This window comes from Pollutimonas nitritireducens (assembly GCF_002849615.1).
Taxonomy (GTDB): Bacteria; Pseudomonadota; Gammaproteobacteria; order Burkholderiales; family Burkholderiaceae_B; genus Pollutimonas; species Pollutimonas nitritireducens.
The window spans coordinates 286,050-304,402 of sequence record NZ_PDNV01000007.1 but is presented as its reverse complement, the minus strand read 5'-3'; the positions used below and the strand labels follow the sequence as shown (position 1 = coordinate 304,402).

The 18,353-nt window shown below is 58.1% G+C and carries 13 protein-coding genes; 5 read left to right on the top strand and 8 right to left on the bottom strand.

Annotated elements, in window-relative coordinates; translation table 11 throughout:
* Positions 1–555 precede the first annotated feature (555 nt).
* The gene (locus tag CR155_RS21275; protein WP_102070412.1) at positions 556–2,295 is read left to right on the top strand and encodes a methyl-accepting chemotaxis protein; all 1,740 of its coding nucleotides are present in this window, start codon (positions 556–558) and stop codon (positions 2,293–2,295) included.
* A gap of 61 nt (positions 2,296–2,356) precedes the next feature.
* On the opposite strand, the gene CR155_RS12855 is transcribed toward CR155_RS21275, so the two are convergent.
* The gene (locus CR155_RS12855) at positions 2,357–4,009 is read right to left on the bottom strand and encodes a methyl-accepting chemotaxis protein (protein ID WP_102070411.1); all 1,653 of its coding nucleotides are present in this window, start codon (positions 4,007–4,009) and stop codon (positions 2,357–2,359) included.
* A 317-nt stretch (positions 4,010–4,326) separates the two neighbouring features.
* Here CR155_RS12855 and CR155_RS12850 point away from each other — a divergent pair, with 317 nt between their 5' ends.
* The gene (locus CR155_RS12850; protein ID WP_143705200.1) at positions 4,327–5,469 is read left to right on the top strand and encodes a hypothetical protein; all 1,143 of its coding nucleotides are present in this window, start codon (positions 4,327–4,329) and stop codon (positions 5,467–5,469) included.
* Positions 5,470–5,623: 154 nt separating this feature from the next.
* On the opposite strand, the gene CR155_RS12845 is transcribed toward CR155_RS12850, so the two are convergent.
* The 6 genes from CR155_RS12845 to CR155_RS12820 form a co-directional block, all read right to left on the bottom strand.
* On the bottom strand, positions 5,624–7,522 hold the full coding sequence (locus tag CR155_RS12845) for a TRAP transporter large permease (protein WP_102070409.1): 1,899 nt from the start codon (positions 7,520–7,522) through the stop codon (positions 5,624–5,626).
* Complete coding sequence (locus CR155_RS12840; RefSeq protein ID WP_102070408.1) at positions 7,519–8,145, bottom strand: TRAP transporter small permease subunit; 627 nt, start codon at positions 8,143–8,145, stop codon at positions 7,519–7,521. Before CR155_RS12840 ends, CR155_RS12845 begins: the two co-directional genes overlap by 4 nt.
* A gap of 81 nt (positions 8,146–8,226) precedes the next feature.
* On the bottom strand, positions 8,227–9,390 hold the full coding sequence (locus CR155_RS12835; RefSeq protein ID WP_102070407.1) for a TRAP transporter substrate-binding protein: 1,164 nt from the start codon (positions 9,388–9,390) through the stop codon (positions 8,227–8,229).
* A 386-nt stretch (positions 9,391–9,776) separates the two neighbouring features.
* Positions 9,777–9,965 carry a hypothetical protein gene (locus CR155_RS12830; protein WP_102070406.1) on the bottom strand — a complete coding sequence of 63 codons (189 nt, stop codon included), beginning with the start codon at positions 9,963–9,965 and terminating at the stop codon, positions 9,777–9,779.
* A gap of 61 nt (positions 9,966–10,026) precedes the next feature.
* Positions 10,027–10,371 (bottom strand): hypothetical protein, encoded by a 345-nt coding sequence (locus tag CR155_RS12825; RefSeq protein WP_102070405.1) that lies wholly within the window; start codon positions 10,369–10,371, stop codon positions 10,027–10,029.
* A gap of 3 nt (positions 10,372–10,374) precedes the next feature.
* Positions 10,375–11,505 carry an aminotransferase class V-fold PLP-dependent enzyme gene (locus tag CR155_RS12820; RefSeq protein WP_102070404.1) on the bottom strand — a complete coding sequence of 377 codons (1,131 nt, stop codon included), beginning with the start codon at positions 11,503–11,505 and terminating at the stop codon, positions 10,375–10,377.
* Positions 11,506–11,622: 117 nt separating this feature from the next.
* Here CR155_RS12820 and CR155_RS12815 point away from each other — a divergent pair, with 117 nt between their 5' ends.
* Both CR155_RS12815 and CR155_RS12810 read left to right on the top strand, forming a co-directional pair.
* On the top strand, positions 11,623–12,777 hold the full coding sequence (locus CR155_RS12815) for a winged helix-turn-helix domain-containing protein (RefSeq protein ID WP_102070403.1): 1,155 nt from the start codon (positions 11,623–11,625) through the stop codon (positions 12,775–12,777).
* Between the two features lie 87 nt (positions 12,778–12,864).
* Entirely contained in the window at positions 12,865–13,938 is a 1,074-nt protein-coding gene (locus CR155_RS12810) for a PA0069 family radical SAM protein (RefSeq protein ID WP_102070402.1), read from the top strand.
* Here the strand turns inward: CR155_RS12810 and cphA are convergent.
* Positions 13,829–16,618: a cyanophycin synthetase gene (gene cphA, locus CR155_RS12805; RefSeq protein WP_102070401.1), complete on the bottom strand. Its 2,790-nt coding sequence runs from the start codon at positions 16,616–16,618 to the stop codon at positions 13,829–13,831. The two genes, CR155_RS12810 and cphA, sit on opposite strands and share 110 nt — an antisense overlap.
* A 143-nt stretch (positions 16,619–16,761) precedes the next feature.
* Between cphA and CR155_RS12800 the strand changes: the two genes are divergently transcribed.
* The gene (locus CR155_RS12800; protein ID WP_102070400.1) at positions 16,762–18,339 is read left to right on the top strand and encodes an FAD-dependent oxidoreductase; all 1,578 of its coding nucleotides are present in this window, start codon (positions 16,762–16,764) and stop codon (positions 18,337–18,339) included.
* The last annotated feature ends 14 nt before the right edge of the window (positions 18,340–18,353 follow it).

Genomic DNA, 18,353 nt, shown 5'->3' with positions numbered 1-18,353 from the left:
ATGGCTGCTAAGTGATCCGACCAGTATTGCATTCCCTTCGACATATCTGCCTGCTCCGAAATTGAACAGACTGAAGGTTGCGCCTTTCATCGAAACCCGACAAGGATGTGCTTGCTGGATCACTTACATCAGGGAAAGCGAGTTGGTATTGATAACAGCCATTTGTAGCTCCTGAGGGAATAAGTACGGCGAATCTAGCTCCGCCTGGTTGCCAAGACGAAAAAAGCCTGTTTTGCCTGGTGTGTTGCCTGGTACCGAGTAAAGCAAAGCCGGTTTCATCCTGTTCATAGGCATTAACGGCGAGCGATGCCGGAACTTTAGGGTGGTCATGCGCAATGATTGAAAGAGGCGAATTTGGGCGGAGCATAATGGCGGACCGATGAGGTTGGACGCACACTCAGTCCGTTGGCGCCATCCTGCCGTTTCTTCGAACCACTCTAGGGAATACCCTCATTTCCCGCCTTTCCTTGTTACGAATCCAGTCTAAACTCGCCTCGGGTTAACCCGTAGAGAACGCACATCTGTCGTTCCATCAAGAAACTGGAGTAAAAATTCATGAGTTGGTTCGCCAGCCTTACCGTCAGAGCCAAGCTGACGGGATCCTTCCTGATTGTTGCCGTGATCGCTGCCCTTATTGGGTGGCTGGGAGTTCGGGCAACCGGGCAGGTCAATACCATGGCCACCAGCATGCACAATATTGAACTGGTGGGTTTGCACCATGCGTCAACCGCCAATGCGTTGTTGATCGGTGCAGGACGGTCAGCGCGTACGGCGCTGTTGGCGCAAACCTACAGCGCGCGCGATGTGGAAATCAAGAAGATCGCCGAGCGTTTCTCCGGTGTCGACGCCGAACTGGCTGAGCTTGAACCTTTGTTCGTGACCGAGGCGGGAAAGGCCATGCTGAAGACAGCGCATGAGTCGGTCGACGCCTATAAAGTCGGAATTGACAAGGTGTTGGTGTTGCTCAAGCCCGAACCCCCGGGGCAGGCGAACGATTCCACCATAGAACTGCTCGAGAACGCTCGCCCATTGGGTGAGGCGGCGGAAGCGGTGATGAGTAAACTGGTCGACGGCAAGCGGTTGAATGCGGCGCGCTTTGCAGGGGAGATCGCCAACGTGTATTCCAGCACGGTCGTGACGCTGGCCGTACTGACGATCGCGGGCGCAATCCTTGCCATGTTGCTGGGCTGGGCCATAACGCGGGCTTTGACGCGTCAATTGGGTGGTGAACCGGCGCAGGTGGCCGCAATTGCCGATTCCATCGCCAGCGGCAACCTGATGAATCGCATCGATGCATCGCATGCCACAAAAGGCAGCGTCATCATGGCAATGAACACCATGCAGGAAAGCTTGCGCAAATTGGTGGCATCGGTATTGGCGAGCAGCGACAGCATCGCCACGGGCGCGGGGCAGATTGCGGCGGGCAATGCCGATTTGTCGCAGCGCACGGAAGAGCAGGCGGCCAATTTGACCGAAACCGCGGCGGCAATGGAGGAATTATCCAGTACGGTGCACAGCAATGCCGATGTGGCCCGTCAGGCGGCGCAACGCGCGACGACGGCCAGCCTGTCCGCGTCCAAGGGCGGCGAGGTGGTGAACAATGTGGTGACGACCATGGCGGGCATCAATGATTCGTCCAGGCGTATCGTCGATATCATTGGCGTGATCGATAGCATTGCCTTCCAGACGAATATCCTGGCGCTGAACGCGGCGGTGGAAGCGGCGCGTGCGGGCGAGCAGGGCCGGGGTTTCGCGGTGGTGGCGTCGGAAGTGCGCAGTCTGGCACAGAAAAGCGCGGCGGCCGCCAAGGACATCAAGACACTGATCGACGATAGCGTCGCCAAGGTGGAAACAGGCAGCAAGCTGGTGGACGAAGCCGGCGCGGCAATGCAGGGTATTGTGGAAGAGGTCAAGCAGGTGACCGACTTGATCAGCGAGATCAGTGCGGCGACGACGGAACAGACATCCGGCCTGAGCCAAATTAACGATGCTGTCTTGCAGCTCAGCGATGTGACGCAGCAGAATGCCGCGCTGGTGGAAGAATCGGCCACGGCGTCGAGCAGCCTCAGCGAACAGGCCAGTACGCTGGTCGAGGTCATCAGTTTTTTCAAGGTTGACCAGGACGGCGCCGCCGCAGCTGTGTCAAGCGGCCAGCGCATTATTCCTAAGGTGACCGGGTCCGGTTATGGTCGCGATATGTCGGCGCCGCCGCGGCCGACGGCACCAGCCGCCCGCATGCGTCTGGCACCGGCAGCCGCGTCGGCATCGGGTAGCGGCGAGTGGGAAGAGTTTTAGGCGCTTCTTCCCAATGAACATGGCCTGAAATCGGATCGATTCGGGCTGTACGTTGGCGCCATCATGCATAAGTCGGAGATAAGCCCAGGACCTTGTCCTGGGCTTTGTCCGTTATGCCGGTGTATTGGATATTTCCACTACCCGTGTTCAAGACCTCAATGGCCAAGCGCAAGGTTTGCGCGTCCATGGTCAGGCTCCTTACCGTGGTTCCCAGGTCCTGGACCAGGGCGGCGTTCTGATGGGTGACACCGTCCATTTGGGATATGGCCTGGTTGATCTGCTCCAGGCCGCAGGATTGTTCGACCGATGCGGTGGAGATTTCGCCCATGATGTCGGTGACGCGGCGCACCGATTCGACGATGTCCTGCATGGTTTGGCCGGCGCGGTCGGCTTGCTGGGCGCCGACCTGCATACGGCTGACGGAATCGTCGATCAGTGTCTTGATGTCCTTGGCGGCGGCCGCGCTTTTTTGGGCCAGGCTGCGTACTTCGCCCGCCACCACGGCAAAGCCGCGGCCGGCTTCCCCGGCGCGTGCCGCTTCAACAGCGGCATTCAATGCCAGAATGTTGGTCTGGAAGGCAATGGTATCGATCAACGACACGATATCGCCGATCTTGCGCGAGCTGTCCCGTATGCCCTGCATGGTGGTGACTACATCGTTGACGACGGCACCGCCGCGCTGGGCGGTTTGCATGCTGGCGTCGGCCAGGTCACGCGCCAAATTGGCATTGTCGGCGTTCTGGCGCACGGTGACCGTCAGCTCTTCCATGCTGGCGGCGGTTTCCTGCAAGGAAGATGCCTGGTCGTCGGTGCGTGAGGATAAGTTGGTGTTATTCACGTCCAGGATTTCCGCGCTGCGCGCGGTGGCGTAGACTCCCAGGTGCACGTCGTTGGCTATGCCCATCAGGCTCTTGCGCATCATGTCCAGGTAAAAGAACAGGCTGCCGACTTCTCCCGGTTGTTCGGTATCGATGGCAATCTGCAGGTTGCCGGCGGCAATCTGGCGCGCTATCTTGGCCGCGCCATTCAGCGGCGCAATAATGCGCCGCGCAATGTGCCAGCCATAGGCCAGGTTGGCCGCGGTGACCAGGCCGACTCCGCCCACGAACCACCATTGGTGTTGGGCGTAGGTCTCGCCGTTCAGGGCGAACCATAGCGTTGCGGCGATCGTCGCCGTGGTGGCGACGGCCATGCGGATCATGCCGGCGCTTAATGTATTGTGGAATGGTTGCGCGGCAATATCCAAAGCGCGGCGCCATCCGCTGCGCACGCGCCGTCCTTCCTTGACGGTGTAGCCGTGGGTGGTGTCTGCATTGATATCGTCATAGAACGCCTGGGCCTCTTCGATCTGGGCGGCACTGGGCTTGACGCGTACGGAGGCGTAGCCCGTGACCTGGCCGTGTTCGAAAATGGGCATGACGTTGGCCAGCACCCAGTAGTAACCGCCGTCCTTGCGACGGTTCTTGACCAGGCCCAACCAGGGTCTCTCGGCCTGCAAGGTGTCCCACAGGTCTTTGAATGCTTCGGCCGGCATGTCCGGATGGCGAACGATATTATGAGGATGGCCGATCAGCTCAGCACGGCTGTAGCCGCTGATGTCGACGAAGGCCGCATTGGCATAGACAATGTTGCCGCGGGTGTCAGTCTTGGAAATCAGGTACTGGTCTGCTCGGACTTTGGTTTCAGTGTCGGTGACGGGTAATGTATGTCGCATGTGTGTCTGTAGCCAGCCGCAGCCGCTGTGCTGGCAAGCGTGCGAAGCATGAAAAGATCCAGGTAAGATTGGGGCCGATGTAGCGGAGCGTCGTGCATCAGTTAGATTTCTTGGTTAAACGTTACATCATTTAACATCACGATTATAACCCTACAATGGATAAGGTTATTGATATCGTTTGCACTACGCGGATAGCCGCGCAACGTTGAACACCCTGGAAATTGATTCGATGATGCCCGTACACTGACGTACACACCACAATGCTCGGAGAAGAAGCGGGAGCACACTTCCAGCAGCCCACGGCAGAAGAGATTTTTATGCAAGTAAGTACCAAGACGATCCAGCCTCATACCACGGCGAAAGCGCAGTCGCACGATGAAAAAAAATTCAATGCAGCTTGGCAGCGCGTCGTTGATCAGCAAAAGAAGAACGATACCCTGCGAGCCGAATCGCAGGCCTTCGCGCGTGACATACAAAGTCGTATTCAGGATCATGAGGAAGCGTACATGGACGCCATGTATTTCGCCTGCCTGCATTTGCTATCCTTTTGCGGCAGGAAGTCTCTTGCACAATGGCAGCGCCAGATGCTGCTCGAGTGGGCCGGCGAATACGCGGATGCCATGTCAAGGAATCCTTTTAGCCAGCATCTGGATATGTCGTCCTTGCAACGGCGCATGGCGGATGCCTATGCGGTCGCGTTCCCCGAATCACAGCTACTACGTGAAGAAGACGCCGACGATTTCATCTTCAACGGAAACGACGGCTCTGCGCCGGATCGCGAATTTGGCAGTCGGGATATGTTTGAGGAATTGTTTGCGGCGTTTGAACAGAGTGACGCCGCCAGTGCATCGTTTGAACAGCACGATGAGATGCACTCGGACCACGCGTTTCACCAGGAGTTTTTCCAACGGCATCAGGCGCATGAACAACAACGCCGGGACGAAAACCTGGCATTGAAACAACTGATCAGGTCATCGTCTGTCAATAAATTGTTTCGCAAGCTTGCCGGCATCCTGCACCCGGACAAAGAGCGCGACGCAACGCTACGCATGGAAAAAAACCGCCTGATGCGCGAATTGATTCAGGCAAGGGACAGCAACGACATCCCGAAATTGTTTGCGTTTTACGCCGAATATGTGGGCGAGTCGCCATTGCATGAGCTTGGCGGCAACCTGGATGATGCTGCCCAGTTGCTTGACCGGCACTTTCTTGACCTGCGCGAACAGGAAGACTCCATTCTGGATGAAAACCCCTTGGCCGGCGCGCTATACCGACGATTCCACAGAAGGACGCCGGCAGCAAGCAAGCGTGCGATCACCAAGCATCTGAAAGAGCTACAGGCGCTCACCAATGCGTTAAGGGACCTAAGGCAGGATATAAGCAGCGTTAAACGGCTTAAGCCCTATCTGGAGTGGCGTCGTGACATATTCTTCCGGGAAGACGTACCTGATTTCATGTAGCGTCTTGCGGCTTGGGGATGCAATAAGGGCGATCCGAGGATCGCCCTTATTGCTATAGCCTGTCAGACTGCTGTGCTGTGACAGTTTATCCGGATCCAGAAGACCTTGTCAGGAGCCGGTACGGGCAACGTGGCAAGGTTTTGCCGGACTACTGTTAATACAACACTTCAGGCAACCACAGGCCGATGGCCGGGAACATGTACATCAGGACAATCGCGATAATCTGAATTCCCATGAAAGGCAGCATGCCGGCGAATATCTGGTTCAGCGTCACATGGGGCGGTGAAACGCCTTTCAGGTAGAACGCGGACATGGCAACTGGTGGCGACAGGAACGCTGTTTGCAGGTTCAGGGCGACCAGCAGCCCGAAGAACAAGGGGTCGATCTGGTAATGTGCCAATAGCGGCAGGAAGATGGGCATGAAAATCACGATGATTTCTGTCCATTCCAGCGGCCAACCCAGCAGGAAGATCACCACTTGCGCCAGGATCAGGAACTGCATGGAGGTCAGGTCCATGCCCAATACCCAGGTATTGATGATTTCCTGTCCACCCAGCAGCGCAAATGCCGCCGAAAATATGCTGGAACCCACGAATAGCCAGCACACCATGGCGCTGGTCTTTGCCGCCAGGTAGACCGATTCTCGCAGCATCGATATATTCAGACGCCGGTAGGCCAGCGCCAGCAGCAACCCACCGAAGGACCCCATGGCAGCGGCTTCGGACGGCGTAGCCAGGCCGAACACAATACTGCCCAGCACCGCCAGGATCATGATGGCCAGCGGAAAGAACGAGCTGAGCAGCATCTTGAAAATTTCAAGCCGTGCAAAGGTGAAGATCGTGTAGAAAATCGCGAATATCAGCGTGCCGATGGCGAGCATTATCCAGAACGCCATGGGCGCGGGTCGGCTCTCATTCGGAGCGATCGCTTCCTTGGCTTCCGCCTGTTCGGACGCCGTTTCGGCCACGGCTTCCGTGCCTGCGGGCTCGGCCAGTCCGCCTTCGGCTACAGGCTCTTGCAGGCCGCCGCCGTTGGAGAGCGAGTCGAAACCGGAACTGGAACCGAAGCCCATTTCAACCAGTCCGGTGGCTTCCTGCGGAAGGGGGGCGGTGACCATTTTGTAGCTCAGGCCCATGATGGCCACGAACGCCAGTGCCGGTAGCAGGGCGATAAACAAATTGTTGACCAGCGTGCGCATGGGTACACCAGCATTGCGCTTGCCTTTGATGGCCCCAACCAGGCCGGGCACGGCGCGATTGCTGATAGTGCGCTTGACGGTTTCCGCGAACTCGGGAAGCGTGACCCGGCGCTCTTCGACCGATAACGGAGGTGCCGCCTTGGGATTGATCTTGGCTACGATCATGATGTAGAGGACGTACATCAGGGCCAGCATGATGCCTGGGAAAAAAGCCCCTGCATACAGCTTGACAACCGAGACACCGGCCACGGCGCCGTATACGATCAGCAGGACCGAAGGCGGGATCATGATGCCCAGGCAGCCGCCAGCCGTGATGGCGCCGGCCGAAAGTTTCACGCTGTACCCGGCCTTGAGCATGGCGGGCAATGCCAGCAGGCCCATCAGTGTCACGACGGCGCCAACGATGCCGGTGGCCGTGGCGAACACGGCGCAGGTGATGACGGTGGCCACGGCCAGGGAACCCGGTACCCGCGCCATGGCGAGGTGCAGGCTTTTGAACAGGCGTTCGATCAGGTTTGCGCGTTCAACCAGATAGCCCATAAATATGAACAGCGGCACGGCGATAAGCACGTCGCTGGTCATGACCGAGTAGGCGCGCAATACCATGAGATCGAGTGTTTGCTGGATGGCCAGCTGCGGACCCATGTTCCGGTACGCCAGATAGGTGAACATGACCCCCATGCCCATCAAGGTAAAGGCGGTGGGGAATCCCAGCATGATGGTCACGACGATCAGACCCAGCATGAGCAAACCCAGGTGCCCGTTGGTGATGTCGGCCGGAGCCGGCATGAATACGACGAGCGCGATAATGACAGAGGCCAATATGGATAGGCCAAACCATACTTCTTTTCTCATGACGGGCTTCTCTTCTGTTGCTGGATGACAAGCTTGTCCAGCTCGCCCATGTCTTCATCGACACTGACCATTTCCTTGAGTTTGTCGACGTCGACTTCTTCCACATCTTTATCGCGTTTGGGCCAGCTGCCCAGTTTGAGGCACTGTATGCAGTAGACGACTTCCACAAAGCCCTGGAAGAGCAAGGTGATGCCAGCCAAAGGAATAATGGCTTTGAAGGGATAAATGGGGGGGCCGTCGGCTGTGATGGTGGAGTGCTCGTTGATCATCCAAGATTCGGCGGCGTAGCTATAGCCGGCCCAGCACAAGGCGATGACGCCCGGGAAGAAAAAGATGATATATAGCGTCAAGTCCAGCCCGGCCTGCAGCCGAGGCGGAAAAAATCCGTACAGTACGTCGCCGCGTACGTGGCCGTTCTTGGACAGGGTATAGGCGCCCGCCATCATGAACAGCGCGCCGTACATCATGTTCATGGCGTCGAAGGACCAGGAGTGCGGCGCGCCCAATGCGTAACGCGAGAACACTTCATAGGTAATAAACAGGGTAAGGGCCAGGACGAACCAGCCGAACAGCTGTCCGATCCAGGTATTGACCCGGTCGATGGTTAGCAAAATTCTTTGCATGATAGTTTCACCTGCTTACGGTAAGCCGATTAAAAACACCACCCATGGTACGGGTGGTGTTCAGTGCAACAGCGCTACGGCTTAGCTCTTTTTGGGAGCTGCTTTACGGCCGAAATAGTGGTTGTAGGCCATGCGGCGATTGTTGTTGGTGTCCATGTCCCAGGCGAGTGCGCGTGAAGCGAATTCGCGTTGCGATGTCTCGATTTCCTTGAACATGGCGTTGGTCTTGCCTTTCTCTGCGACGATCTGGTCCCATACGACCAACTGTTGCTGCAATATGGCGTCGGGCGTTTTGTAGAATTTCACGCCGTCTTCTTTTTGCAGCTTGATATAGTCTTGCGAGTAGCGGTCGACCGCTTTCCATGACATGTCGGCCGACGAGGCTTCGACGCCGTTGGCAATGATGGCTTTCATCTTGTCGGGCAGTGCGGCGTACTTGTCTTTATTGAAGATGATTTCGAACGTTTCCGACGACTGGTGGAAGCTTTGCAGCATGCAAACTTTGGACACGTCGGGGAAGCCCAACAGACGGTCGGAAGTGGCGTTGTTGAACTCGGCGCCATCCAGCAGTCCGCGATCCAGGGCCGGCACGATTTCGCCGCCGGGCAGCGCATTCACGGCGGCGCCCATGGCGGTGAACAGGTCAATGGCCAGGCCGTTGGTGCGGAACTTCAGGCCTTTCAGGTCTTCGGTCTTGGTAACCGGTTTCTTGAACCAGCCAAAAGGCTGCGTGGGCATTGGGCCGGTAAGGAAGGATTCAACGTTGCCGCCGATGGATGTGTACAGCTTGGCCAGGAGCTCTTTGCCGCCGCCGTATTTATGCCATGCGAGGATCATGTTGGCATCCATGCCGAAGGCGGGACCCGACGAGAACAGCGCCAAGGCGTTCTGTTTGCCGTAGTTGTAGCCCAGCACGCCGTGACCGCCGTCCAGTGTGCCTTTGGAAACAGCGTCGAGCAGCGCGAACGCCGGCACGACCGCGCCCGCTGGCAAGACTTCTATTTTTAGTTCGCCGCCGGTCATGTCGTTGATCTTCTTGGCGAAGTCCAGGGCGAACTCATGGAAGATGTCGACGGTTGGCCAGGTGCTTTGGAAGCGCAAGTTGACGGGTGACTGCGCGCTGACGATGGAAGGGAATCCCATGGATACTACGGCCGCCGTGCCGGCTGCGGCACCGCCCAGGAACTGGCGGCGTGACGACTTGCCTGTGGCGATTGGGCTGACTTCTTTCGAACTGCTCTTCATTGTGTGTCTCCTGGCTTTTTATATGCGATATGTCGTAAGTTGCAACAAGGTACAAACGTTCAACTGCCGTCGCATTTATAGGCGATCCGACCAAGGGCGTCAACACGCGGAATGCGCGTACTGGTAGGGCGGAAATGGGTGCAAGAGTTGCGGGATGATTGCTCGAAACCCAATGTTCATGCGGGTTTCGAGCAATGAAGAGGAAATGCGTGGTTGTGGTGCGCGGCACGCCGAACAGGCGGGGTAGCAGGGTTATTCCGTAGAAATCAGCGGCTGATTTCAGGCTTCGATGTGGGGCGTTAACCCCTATTTGTTACAGCCGGAAGGCGAATTGGCATTCAAACGGGATCCGGCCTGGGGCGCGGATCCCATCTATTTCGACCGCATCATTTGCGGCGAGCACCTTCGCCGCGATTGCGCTGGCTGAGTTGGTCCTGGCTGGAGCCGATCTGGCTGGTGTGTCCCTCTTTTTTGCTGCGATTTTGTTGGTCGCCATGACTAGCCTGATCTTTGCGCGCCAGATCATCGTCCTGCGGCGTATCCTTTTTGGTGTCGTCGGTTCGTTTTGTGGTCATGACTGCTCCTGTTCGGTGTGGTTCTGGATGTAGCAAGTACCATGCCCAGGACCGGTGTCCCTTAGCGGGAAATAAGGATGACAAAGGGGTCGCCGCGCCCCTTGTTCAGGTGACCTTCGATGAATAGTTTCGATTTCAGCGTGTCGTAGACAAATTGCGTCCCGGGTATTGACCGGTATTTTCGGTAGAAAGGCGTCCCGATCGATTCAATATGAATTTCCAGCGTGTCGTCGGCATAGGCGAAATCCACGGGCAGCGTCACCCGTGTCAGCCGCCATTTATCACCGGCCTTGGCCGAGACCAGTAAATCGGCCTGTGCACTTTGCTGCGGACCGAATGGCAGTCGGGTGTCGTGCACGAAAGCAATGACGGCCTCCGGCCCTTCGATACGGTGTTTGATTGCCATGTCTTAATAACCTAGTGCCTTCAGCGCTTTATTCAGCGTGTCGACCGTCCGGTCTACGTTATGCAGCTTGTCCAGCCCGAACAGGCCAATGCGGAAGGTCTTGAAGTCGGCCGGCTCGTCGCATTGCAGGGGGACGCCCGCGGCGGCCTGAATGCCGGCCTGCGCAAACTTGCGGGCCGATTGTATGGTGTCGTCGTCGGTGTAGCTGACCACGACGCCGGGTGCTTCGTAGCCTTGCGCCGCAACGCTCTTGAAGCCTTTCTCGCGCAGCAGGGCACGTACCTTGGCACCCAATTCTTGCTGTTCAGCCTTGACGTTGTCAAAGCCATACGCTTCGGTTTCGGCCATGACGTCGCGCAAGACGGCCAGCGAGTCGGTGGGCATGGTGGCATGATAGGCAAAGCCGCCTTGTTCGTAGGCCTGCATGATCTGCATCCATTTGCGCAAATCGCAGGAGAAGCTGGTGCTGACCGTTGTATCGATCTTTTCGCGGGCCAGGGCGCCGAGCATGACCAGGGCACAGCACGCCGAGGCAGTCCAGCCTTTTTGCGGCGCGCTGATCAGGACATCGACGCCGATATCCTGCATGTCGACCCAGAGCGTTCCGGATGCAATGCAGTCCAGTACGAAAAGGCCACCCACTTCATGGACTGCCGCGGCCACCTGGCGCATGTAGTCGTCGGGCAGCATGATGCCCGAGGATGTCTCGACATGCGGCGCAAAGACCACCGCGGGCTTGTTGGCCTTGATGGCTTCGACCACATCGTTGATCGGAGGCGGCGCAAAGGCGGCTTGCGATCCTGGTGCCACCGGCGCCGCCTTGAGCACCGTGGTGCCCGAGGGTATGTGGCCCATGTCGAGAATCTGCGTCCAGCGATAGCTGAACCACCCAGTGCGAATGACTAGACATTGTCTATCTGTTGCAAACTGTCGCGCCACGGCTTCCATGCCGAACGTGCCGCTACCTGGGACGATAATGGCAGTGTCTGCTTTATAGACGTGTTTCAGTGTCCTTGAAATGTCTTTCATCACCCCTTGAAACGCTTGGGACATGTGATTCAACGCGCGGTCGGTATAGACGACCGAGTATTCCAGGAGTCCGTCGGGATCGTTGTCAGGCAGTAAGCTGGGCATTTCTTCTCCAAGAAGAAAGGATTAGGTCGGCGCGATCAGTCCGTCACGACCAGGGGTATTCGATTTTAGACCATTGTGGTCCAATAATAAGCCGGCCATGACTCCAGAGCCATACGCATGAATTCTATCCGTACTACCGCGACACCGTTGACCCGGGAACAGGCTCGCCGCATATGGCTGCGCGCCCAGCGGCTGGACGAAGCAGCGCCGTTCGGCGGCGGGCCAGCGGCCACTGTGGCGGCGATTGCGCATCTTGGCTACGTGCAAATCGACACGATACACGTCATCGAGCGCTGCCATCATCATATTCTTTGGAGTCGCATTCCCGCTTATCAGCGTCAACACTTGCATCAGGCGCAGACAGTCGAAAAAACCGTTTTCGAATATTGGACCCATGCGCTTTCGTATATTCCCAGCACCGACCTGAAGTTTTTCATGGCCGATATGAAGGCACATCGGACGTCGCCCAAGGCATGGTTCAACTCAGTCACGAAAAGCGATCTGCACAAGGTGATCACGCGCATTCGCGACCATGGCCCCTTGTCCATACGCGACATCGAGGACGACGTGCTGGTCGAAAAGGACCATGCCTGGGCGAGTCGGAAACCGTCGAAAAGGGCTCTGCAATTGGGCTTCTACATCGGCAAGCTCACTGTCAGTGAGCGCTCGGGCATGTTCAAGACGTACGAGCTCATGAAGAGGCATTTCCAGTGGGAACGCCCGCCCAGGCAAGCCACTGACGCTCAAGTCGCAAACTATCTGCTGGATCGGGCGTTGCGATCCCAGGGTTTGGTCAGTCTGGACTCAATTTGCCACTTGAATGCGGCGCGCAAACCATTGCTTCGCAGCGTCATCGAGGCCAGGCTGCGGCGCGGGAACCTGGTTGCAGTCGCGATCGAAGGAGCAGGCCGGCAGGAACATTGGGCGCGGCCGCAGGCATTCGACGAGATTCCGCCAATGGAGCAGGTCGTTCATATCCTTTCGCCGTTCGATCCGCTGGTGATCCAGCGCAAGAGGTTGAAACTGTTCTTTGATTACGAGCACCTGTTCGAAGCCTACCTGCCGCAGCAGAAACGCGTTTATGGATATATGGGTTTGCCTGTTCTTATCGGCGACGAGGTCGTGGCCGTGATCGACCTCAAGGCTGACCGGGTACGTCGTGAGTTGCAGATTCAACAATGGAGCTGGGTCGGTAAAGGAGAACCAGGCCTGCATAAGCCGGCGATTGAAGAAAAGCTGCAACAGTTCGAAGTATTCCAGTTTGGTTTGTGACGGGCTGGCGGCAAAAAACGCCGCTTGAGCTCGGCCGGAAAGACGAATATACTGTTTTTATATACAGTTTATTCAACAGGGGCCACCATGCACGAGACACCAATCAAAGGCCGGGGAAGTGTCTCGAACAAGACATCACGCTTCGACCAGTTCCAGCGTGTATCGTTTGACGACGAATGGGCCATCGACGACGAACGGGCACCAGCAAGGCCCGCAACGACGGTCTCGATGGAGACCGCCAAATCGATCATCTCGCGTAACAATTCGCCGGACATTCCTTTTGATCAGTCCATAAACCCCTACCGGGGTTGCGAGCATGGCTGTATCTATTGCTATGCGCGACCCACGCACGCCTATCTGAACCACTCGCCCGGGCTCGACTTCGAAACCAAGCTCTATGCCAAGGGCAACGCTGCCGAACTGCTGCGCGCAACGCTTTCCAAACCCTCCTATGAGCCCAAGCTGATTGCGCTGGGCGCCAACACCGACCCCTACCAGCCTATCGAGCGCCGACTTGGCATCACCGCCAGTATTCTTGCGGTTCTGGAAGAATTCAATCATCCCGTGGCCATCACGACCAAATCGGCGTCGGTCACCCGCGACATTCCGCTGCTTGAGCGCATGGCGCGCAAGAACCTGGTGCGTGTATTCATGTCCATAGGGTCGCTGGACAAAGCCATCGCCCGAACGCTGGAACCCCGCGCCAGCGCGCCGGGTGCCCGCCTCGACGCCGTGCGTGCACTCAGTCAGGCCGGGATTCCCACCGGCGTGCTGGTGGCGCCCGTCATCCCCTCATTGACCGACCACGACATGGAAAACATCCTGTTCAGTGCTCGTGACGCAGGCGCATTGAATGCCGCCTATGTCTTGTTGCGTCTGCCGCTCGAGGTCGCTGACCTTTTTCGCGAATGGCTGAAGGCGCACTATCCCTTGAAGCAGGCACACGTTATGAATCTGGTCAGGCAGATGCAGGGCGGCAAAGACTACGATTCGGAATTCAGGACGCGCATGAAAGGCAGCGGCGTTTTTGCCGAATTGCTTGAACAACGCTTTAGAAAGACGTGTGCAAAGGCAGGCCTGAACCAGGCCCGACCGTCGCTGACAGTTGATCTTTTTCGCCGGCCTGCAATAGAAGATCCTCAATTGGATTTGTTCGGATGACCGCGCAGTCGGTCTGCGCGGCGTTCATGGCGCCTTGCAGGCCGCCTGTTGATTCAGCCATGGTTGCGCTTCTCATGCTCTTCGCACGGGCCAGCACATAATCCAGGTCTTGCAGTCGCGTGGCTCCGCCCACCAGCAACAAATCACCCTCGCCGCAGCGCTGGAAGCCGGCCCACACAGCCTCTTGGGCGCCCATTACGGCATGTACCGGTACATGGGATGGCGCGGTCGCCGAGGCGCTTTCGTACAACAGGCGCAAGGTGTCGCCAGGTTTCCGGCTGCGGTGGTTCGTAATTTCATACACGACCAGCTCATCCACCTGGGCCGCGCACACTCGAGCGATCTGCTGGAGATCGGCGTCGCGCCGGTCGTCCGGGGCAGTGATTACGCCAATGATGCGCCCGCGTCCCATGGCGCGGGCGGTGTCCAGAATTGCCTGGTACGCGGCAGCGTTATGAGCATAGTCGTGCAGTATGGTCACCCCTTCGATATCGACAATGTTCAGGCGTAGCGGGTTGGTCTCTGTCGTGCAGCGAAATGACCGCAATCCTTCGATAATCGCTTCTCTGGAACAGCCGCCTTGAACCTCCAGCGCCGCAATGGCGGCCAGGGTATTCGCCACATTGTGCATGGCTTTTCCGTGCAACGTCACCGCCAGGCTATCGACACGCATAAGCGCATGATGGCCGCCCGGACCGGCCGTTACGATATGGCCCTCCTGCAGGAATACGGCTCGCCCGCCTTGCTGCATATGCCGCTGCAAGACTGGGTTGTTGTCCTGGCACGAGAAGTAGACGACTTCAACGCCTGTGCACAGTCGTGACGCCATGGTCACACAGTGCGCGTCGTCGGCGTTCAATACCACGGCGTGGGTTGCTGTCGCGGCCACGACGGCTTTGACGCACGCCATGTCTTCCACCGTGTCCACGCCATCCAAGCCCAGGTGATCCGCTGTGACGTTCAGGACGACAGCGATATCGCAGCGATCGAAACCGAGGCCCCGTTTCAGGATTCCACCTCTAGCGGTTTCGAGCACCGCGGCGTCCACCTCCGCCGAGCCTAATATCGCTCGTGCCGACCAGAAACCCGTGCAGTCACCCTGGTGTATGCAATGGCCGTCGATGAAAAGCCCCTGCGTCGTGGCTACGCCGGTGGTGAGGCCTGCCGTTCGAAATACATTGCCGATCAATAGTGTAGTGGTTGTTTTACCGTTGGTCCCGGTGACGGCTATGAGAGGGATGCGGCCGTCATCGCCGTCGGCGAACAGCGACTGCACGATCGCGGATCCGACAGCTTGACTCATGCCATGGCTGGGTTGTTCGTGCATGCGCAGGCCGGGCGCCGCATTGATCTCAACGATGGCACCCTGCTGGAGCAAGGGCACGGCAATGTCCCGGCACACCAGGTCGACCCCGGCCACATCCAGCCCGACCTGACGGGCGGCTCGCTCGCAGATGTGCACCGTGTCAGGGTGCACCAGGTGGGTGACATCGCGCGCCGTGCCGCCGGTCGACAGGTTGGCGTTGTCACGCAGCACCACGCGTTCGCCCTCACGGGGCACGCTGTCCAGGTTCATTCCCATGCGTTCCAGATGCGAGCTCATGTGCCGATCGATCGGTACTTTGGTCAGGCCTTTACTGTGGCCTTCGCCACGGTTCGGGTCTTCATTCATCCGCTCGACCAGCCCGTACACGGTCGTGTGGCCGTCTCCGACCGCACAGGGCGGTTCCCGTCGCGAAGCAGCGACCATTTTTCCGCCGACCACTAATAAGCGATAGTCGTCGCCCACGATGAACTCTTCGACGATGACGCGCGTGCTGTACTGGCGTGCATCGGCGTAGGCCTGGCTGATGTCTTGCGGATCCTTCAGACGGGTGCGTACCCCCTTGCCATGGTTGGCGTCGGCGGGCTTCACGACCACAAGTCCCCGCAGTCGGGACGCGACACGCATCGCCTCGTCGGCATCCCGCACGATGCAGCCTTGGGGCACTGGGATGGCGGCTTGGGCAAGCAGATCCCTGGTCAGCTGCTTATCTTTGGCGATAGTTGTGGCTATGTGGCTGGTCTGGCTGGAAATCGTTGCCTGGATACGTTTCTGCCGTGCGCCCAAGCCCAGTTGGTACAAGCTGGTGTCGTGTGTCAGCCGTAAGGCCGGAATGCCGCGCGCCTTGGCCGCGTCGAGAATCGCCTGTGTACTGGGACCCACGCCATGGCGTCTGACCAGTTCGCGCAAGGGACTCAGTACAGCATCGATGGACGGACGCTCCCCGCGGGCAATTGCGCCAACCAGCTCAATGGCGGCGTTGAGCGCAGGCTCGATCAGCGCTTCGATCTGATAGGCACAGACCACGCGATAACAGCGTGGCATGCCCTTGACCCTCCGTGCACGGCCGAATCCAGCCTCGCTGCCGGCCAAGCATTGGAGCTCTAGCGTGACATGTTCGACGATATGCGCCAGATAGGTGCCGTCGCGCAGTCGCTGGACGAAGCCGCCTGCTTTGCCTACCGAGCAGCGGTGGCGGTCCAATGAGGGCAGGAGCGCACAGAGACCGTCGGTGAAGTCCCCAAGATCAGCCGAGGACTGGCCATCGAGCTCCTCAAGATCGATGATGGCTTTTATGCAGGGTCGGCGCGTGTATAGATTGGGACCGCGTAGCAGGCGTTTTTCAATAAGTTTCATGGCTTAGGTCTCGGTGATGGTCCAGTGCGCCGACCAGCCGGTTAGGGGTGGTAGTACGATCGTCAGAGCAATAGCCGTGCCCAGGTTTGACGCTGGCGGTGGCATACAAGTTGCTGCGGTGTCCGCAATAACGGAGAAATATTATGCTGACAAAACATGCGTTTACCGGATCGTACTGGTCGGCCACCGCCGGGGCTGGCGCCACGCAATATCCCAGTTTGTCCGAGCAGCTGGACGTGGATGTGGCGGTGGTGGGCGCGGGTATTGTGGGACTTACTGCGGCCGAGTCACTGGCTCGGGCCGGCAAGTCGGTCGTCGTCCTTGAAGCCTTGCGCGTGGGCGAGCAAGTCACAGGGCGATCCACGGCAAAGATAACATCCCAGCATGGCTTGATCTACAGCGGCCTTATCCGGGACTTTGGCGTGGCTGCCGCGCGCAATTACGCCCAGGCCAACGAAGCCGCCATAGCCTATATCGCGGAACTGGTCCGAATCGGAAATATTGCCTGTTCGTTTGAACGCAAGCCGGCGTTCCTGTACACCTGTACCGCGGACGGCCTGAAAGACCTTCAGGACGAGGCTGACGCCGCCATCAAGCTGGGCTTGCCTGCATATTTCAGTACGGACACTGCTTTACCCATGGGTGCGCCGGTAGACTCGCCACTGGGCAAGCCATTTGCAGTCGCAGGGGTGCTGCGCTTTGCTAATCAGGCTCAGTTTCATCCTGTCCAGTACTTGCGAGGTCTGGCGTCTATGGTGGCAGCCAATGCGAGGCTGTTTGAAATGACGCGCGTCACCAAAGTCGAAAAGGAAGACGATGGTTCTCATTACCGCTTGCATACCGAAGCAGGGGCTTCCGCACGAGCGCAGGATGTCATCATTGCCACTCATCTGCCTATCGTTCCCGATGGGATGTTTTTTGCCAAAGCCTACACGATCAGTCACCCCATGGCGGCCGCGCCAGTTGAATCCGACCGTATTCCGGACGGCATGTTTCTTGATACCGGCACGCCCAGCCATTCCTTCCGCATGGATCACTCCAGCGGTACGCCGCATATCATTGCGGTGGGCGGGACCTACAAGACCGGCGTGGCCACCGAAGAAGCAAAGAGCTTCCAGGAGCTTGAGCGCTTTCTGCAAGAGAACTTCGCCATCGAAAATATCGCTTATCGCTGGACCAACGAAGACTTCCAGTCCATGGATGGACTTCCCTTTATCGGATCAGCCAGTTCCAAATCCAAAAACCTATACGTCGCCACCGGCTTCAACGCCTGGGGCATCAGTAACGGTACGATGGCCGCAAGCCTGATCGCTGATCGCATTATGGGCAGGGAAAATCTGGGCGCCAAATTGCTCGATGCGACCCGCGTCAAACCGTTGGTGGGCGGCGGGGAGTTCATCAAATCCAATCTTCAGACTGCAAAACACTTTGTCGAAGATCGGTTTTTAGCGGGACACGCCAAAGACGTAAACCTTGATCCCGGCCAGGCCTGCATCGTCAAGCAAGACGACAAATTGCTTGCGGCTTACCGCGACGACGCGGGTGTCATGCATAGGGTATCGGCCTTATGTACTCATATGGGCTGCGTCGTTGGCTGGAACGCTACCGATCGCACGTGGGACTGTCCATGCCATGGCTCGCGCTTTACACCCGAAGGCGCCGTCGTCCATGGCCCGGCCACCTCGGCATTGGAGGCGGAGCCGGTTGACGGGGAGCCGTAGCGGCTCCATAGCGT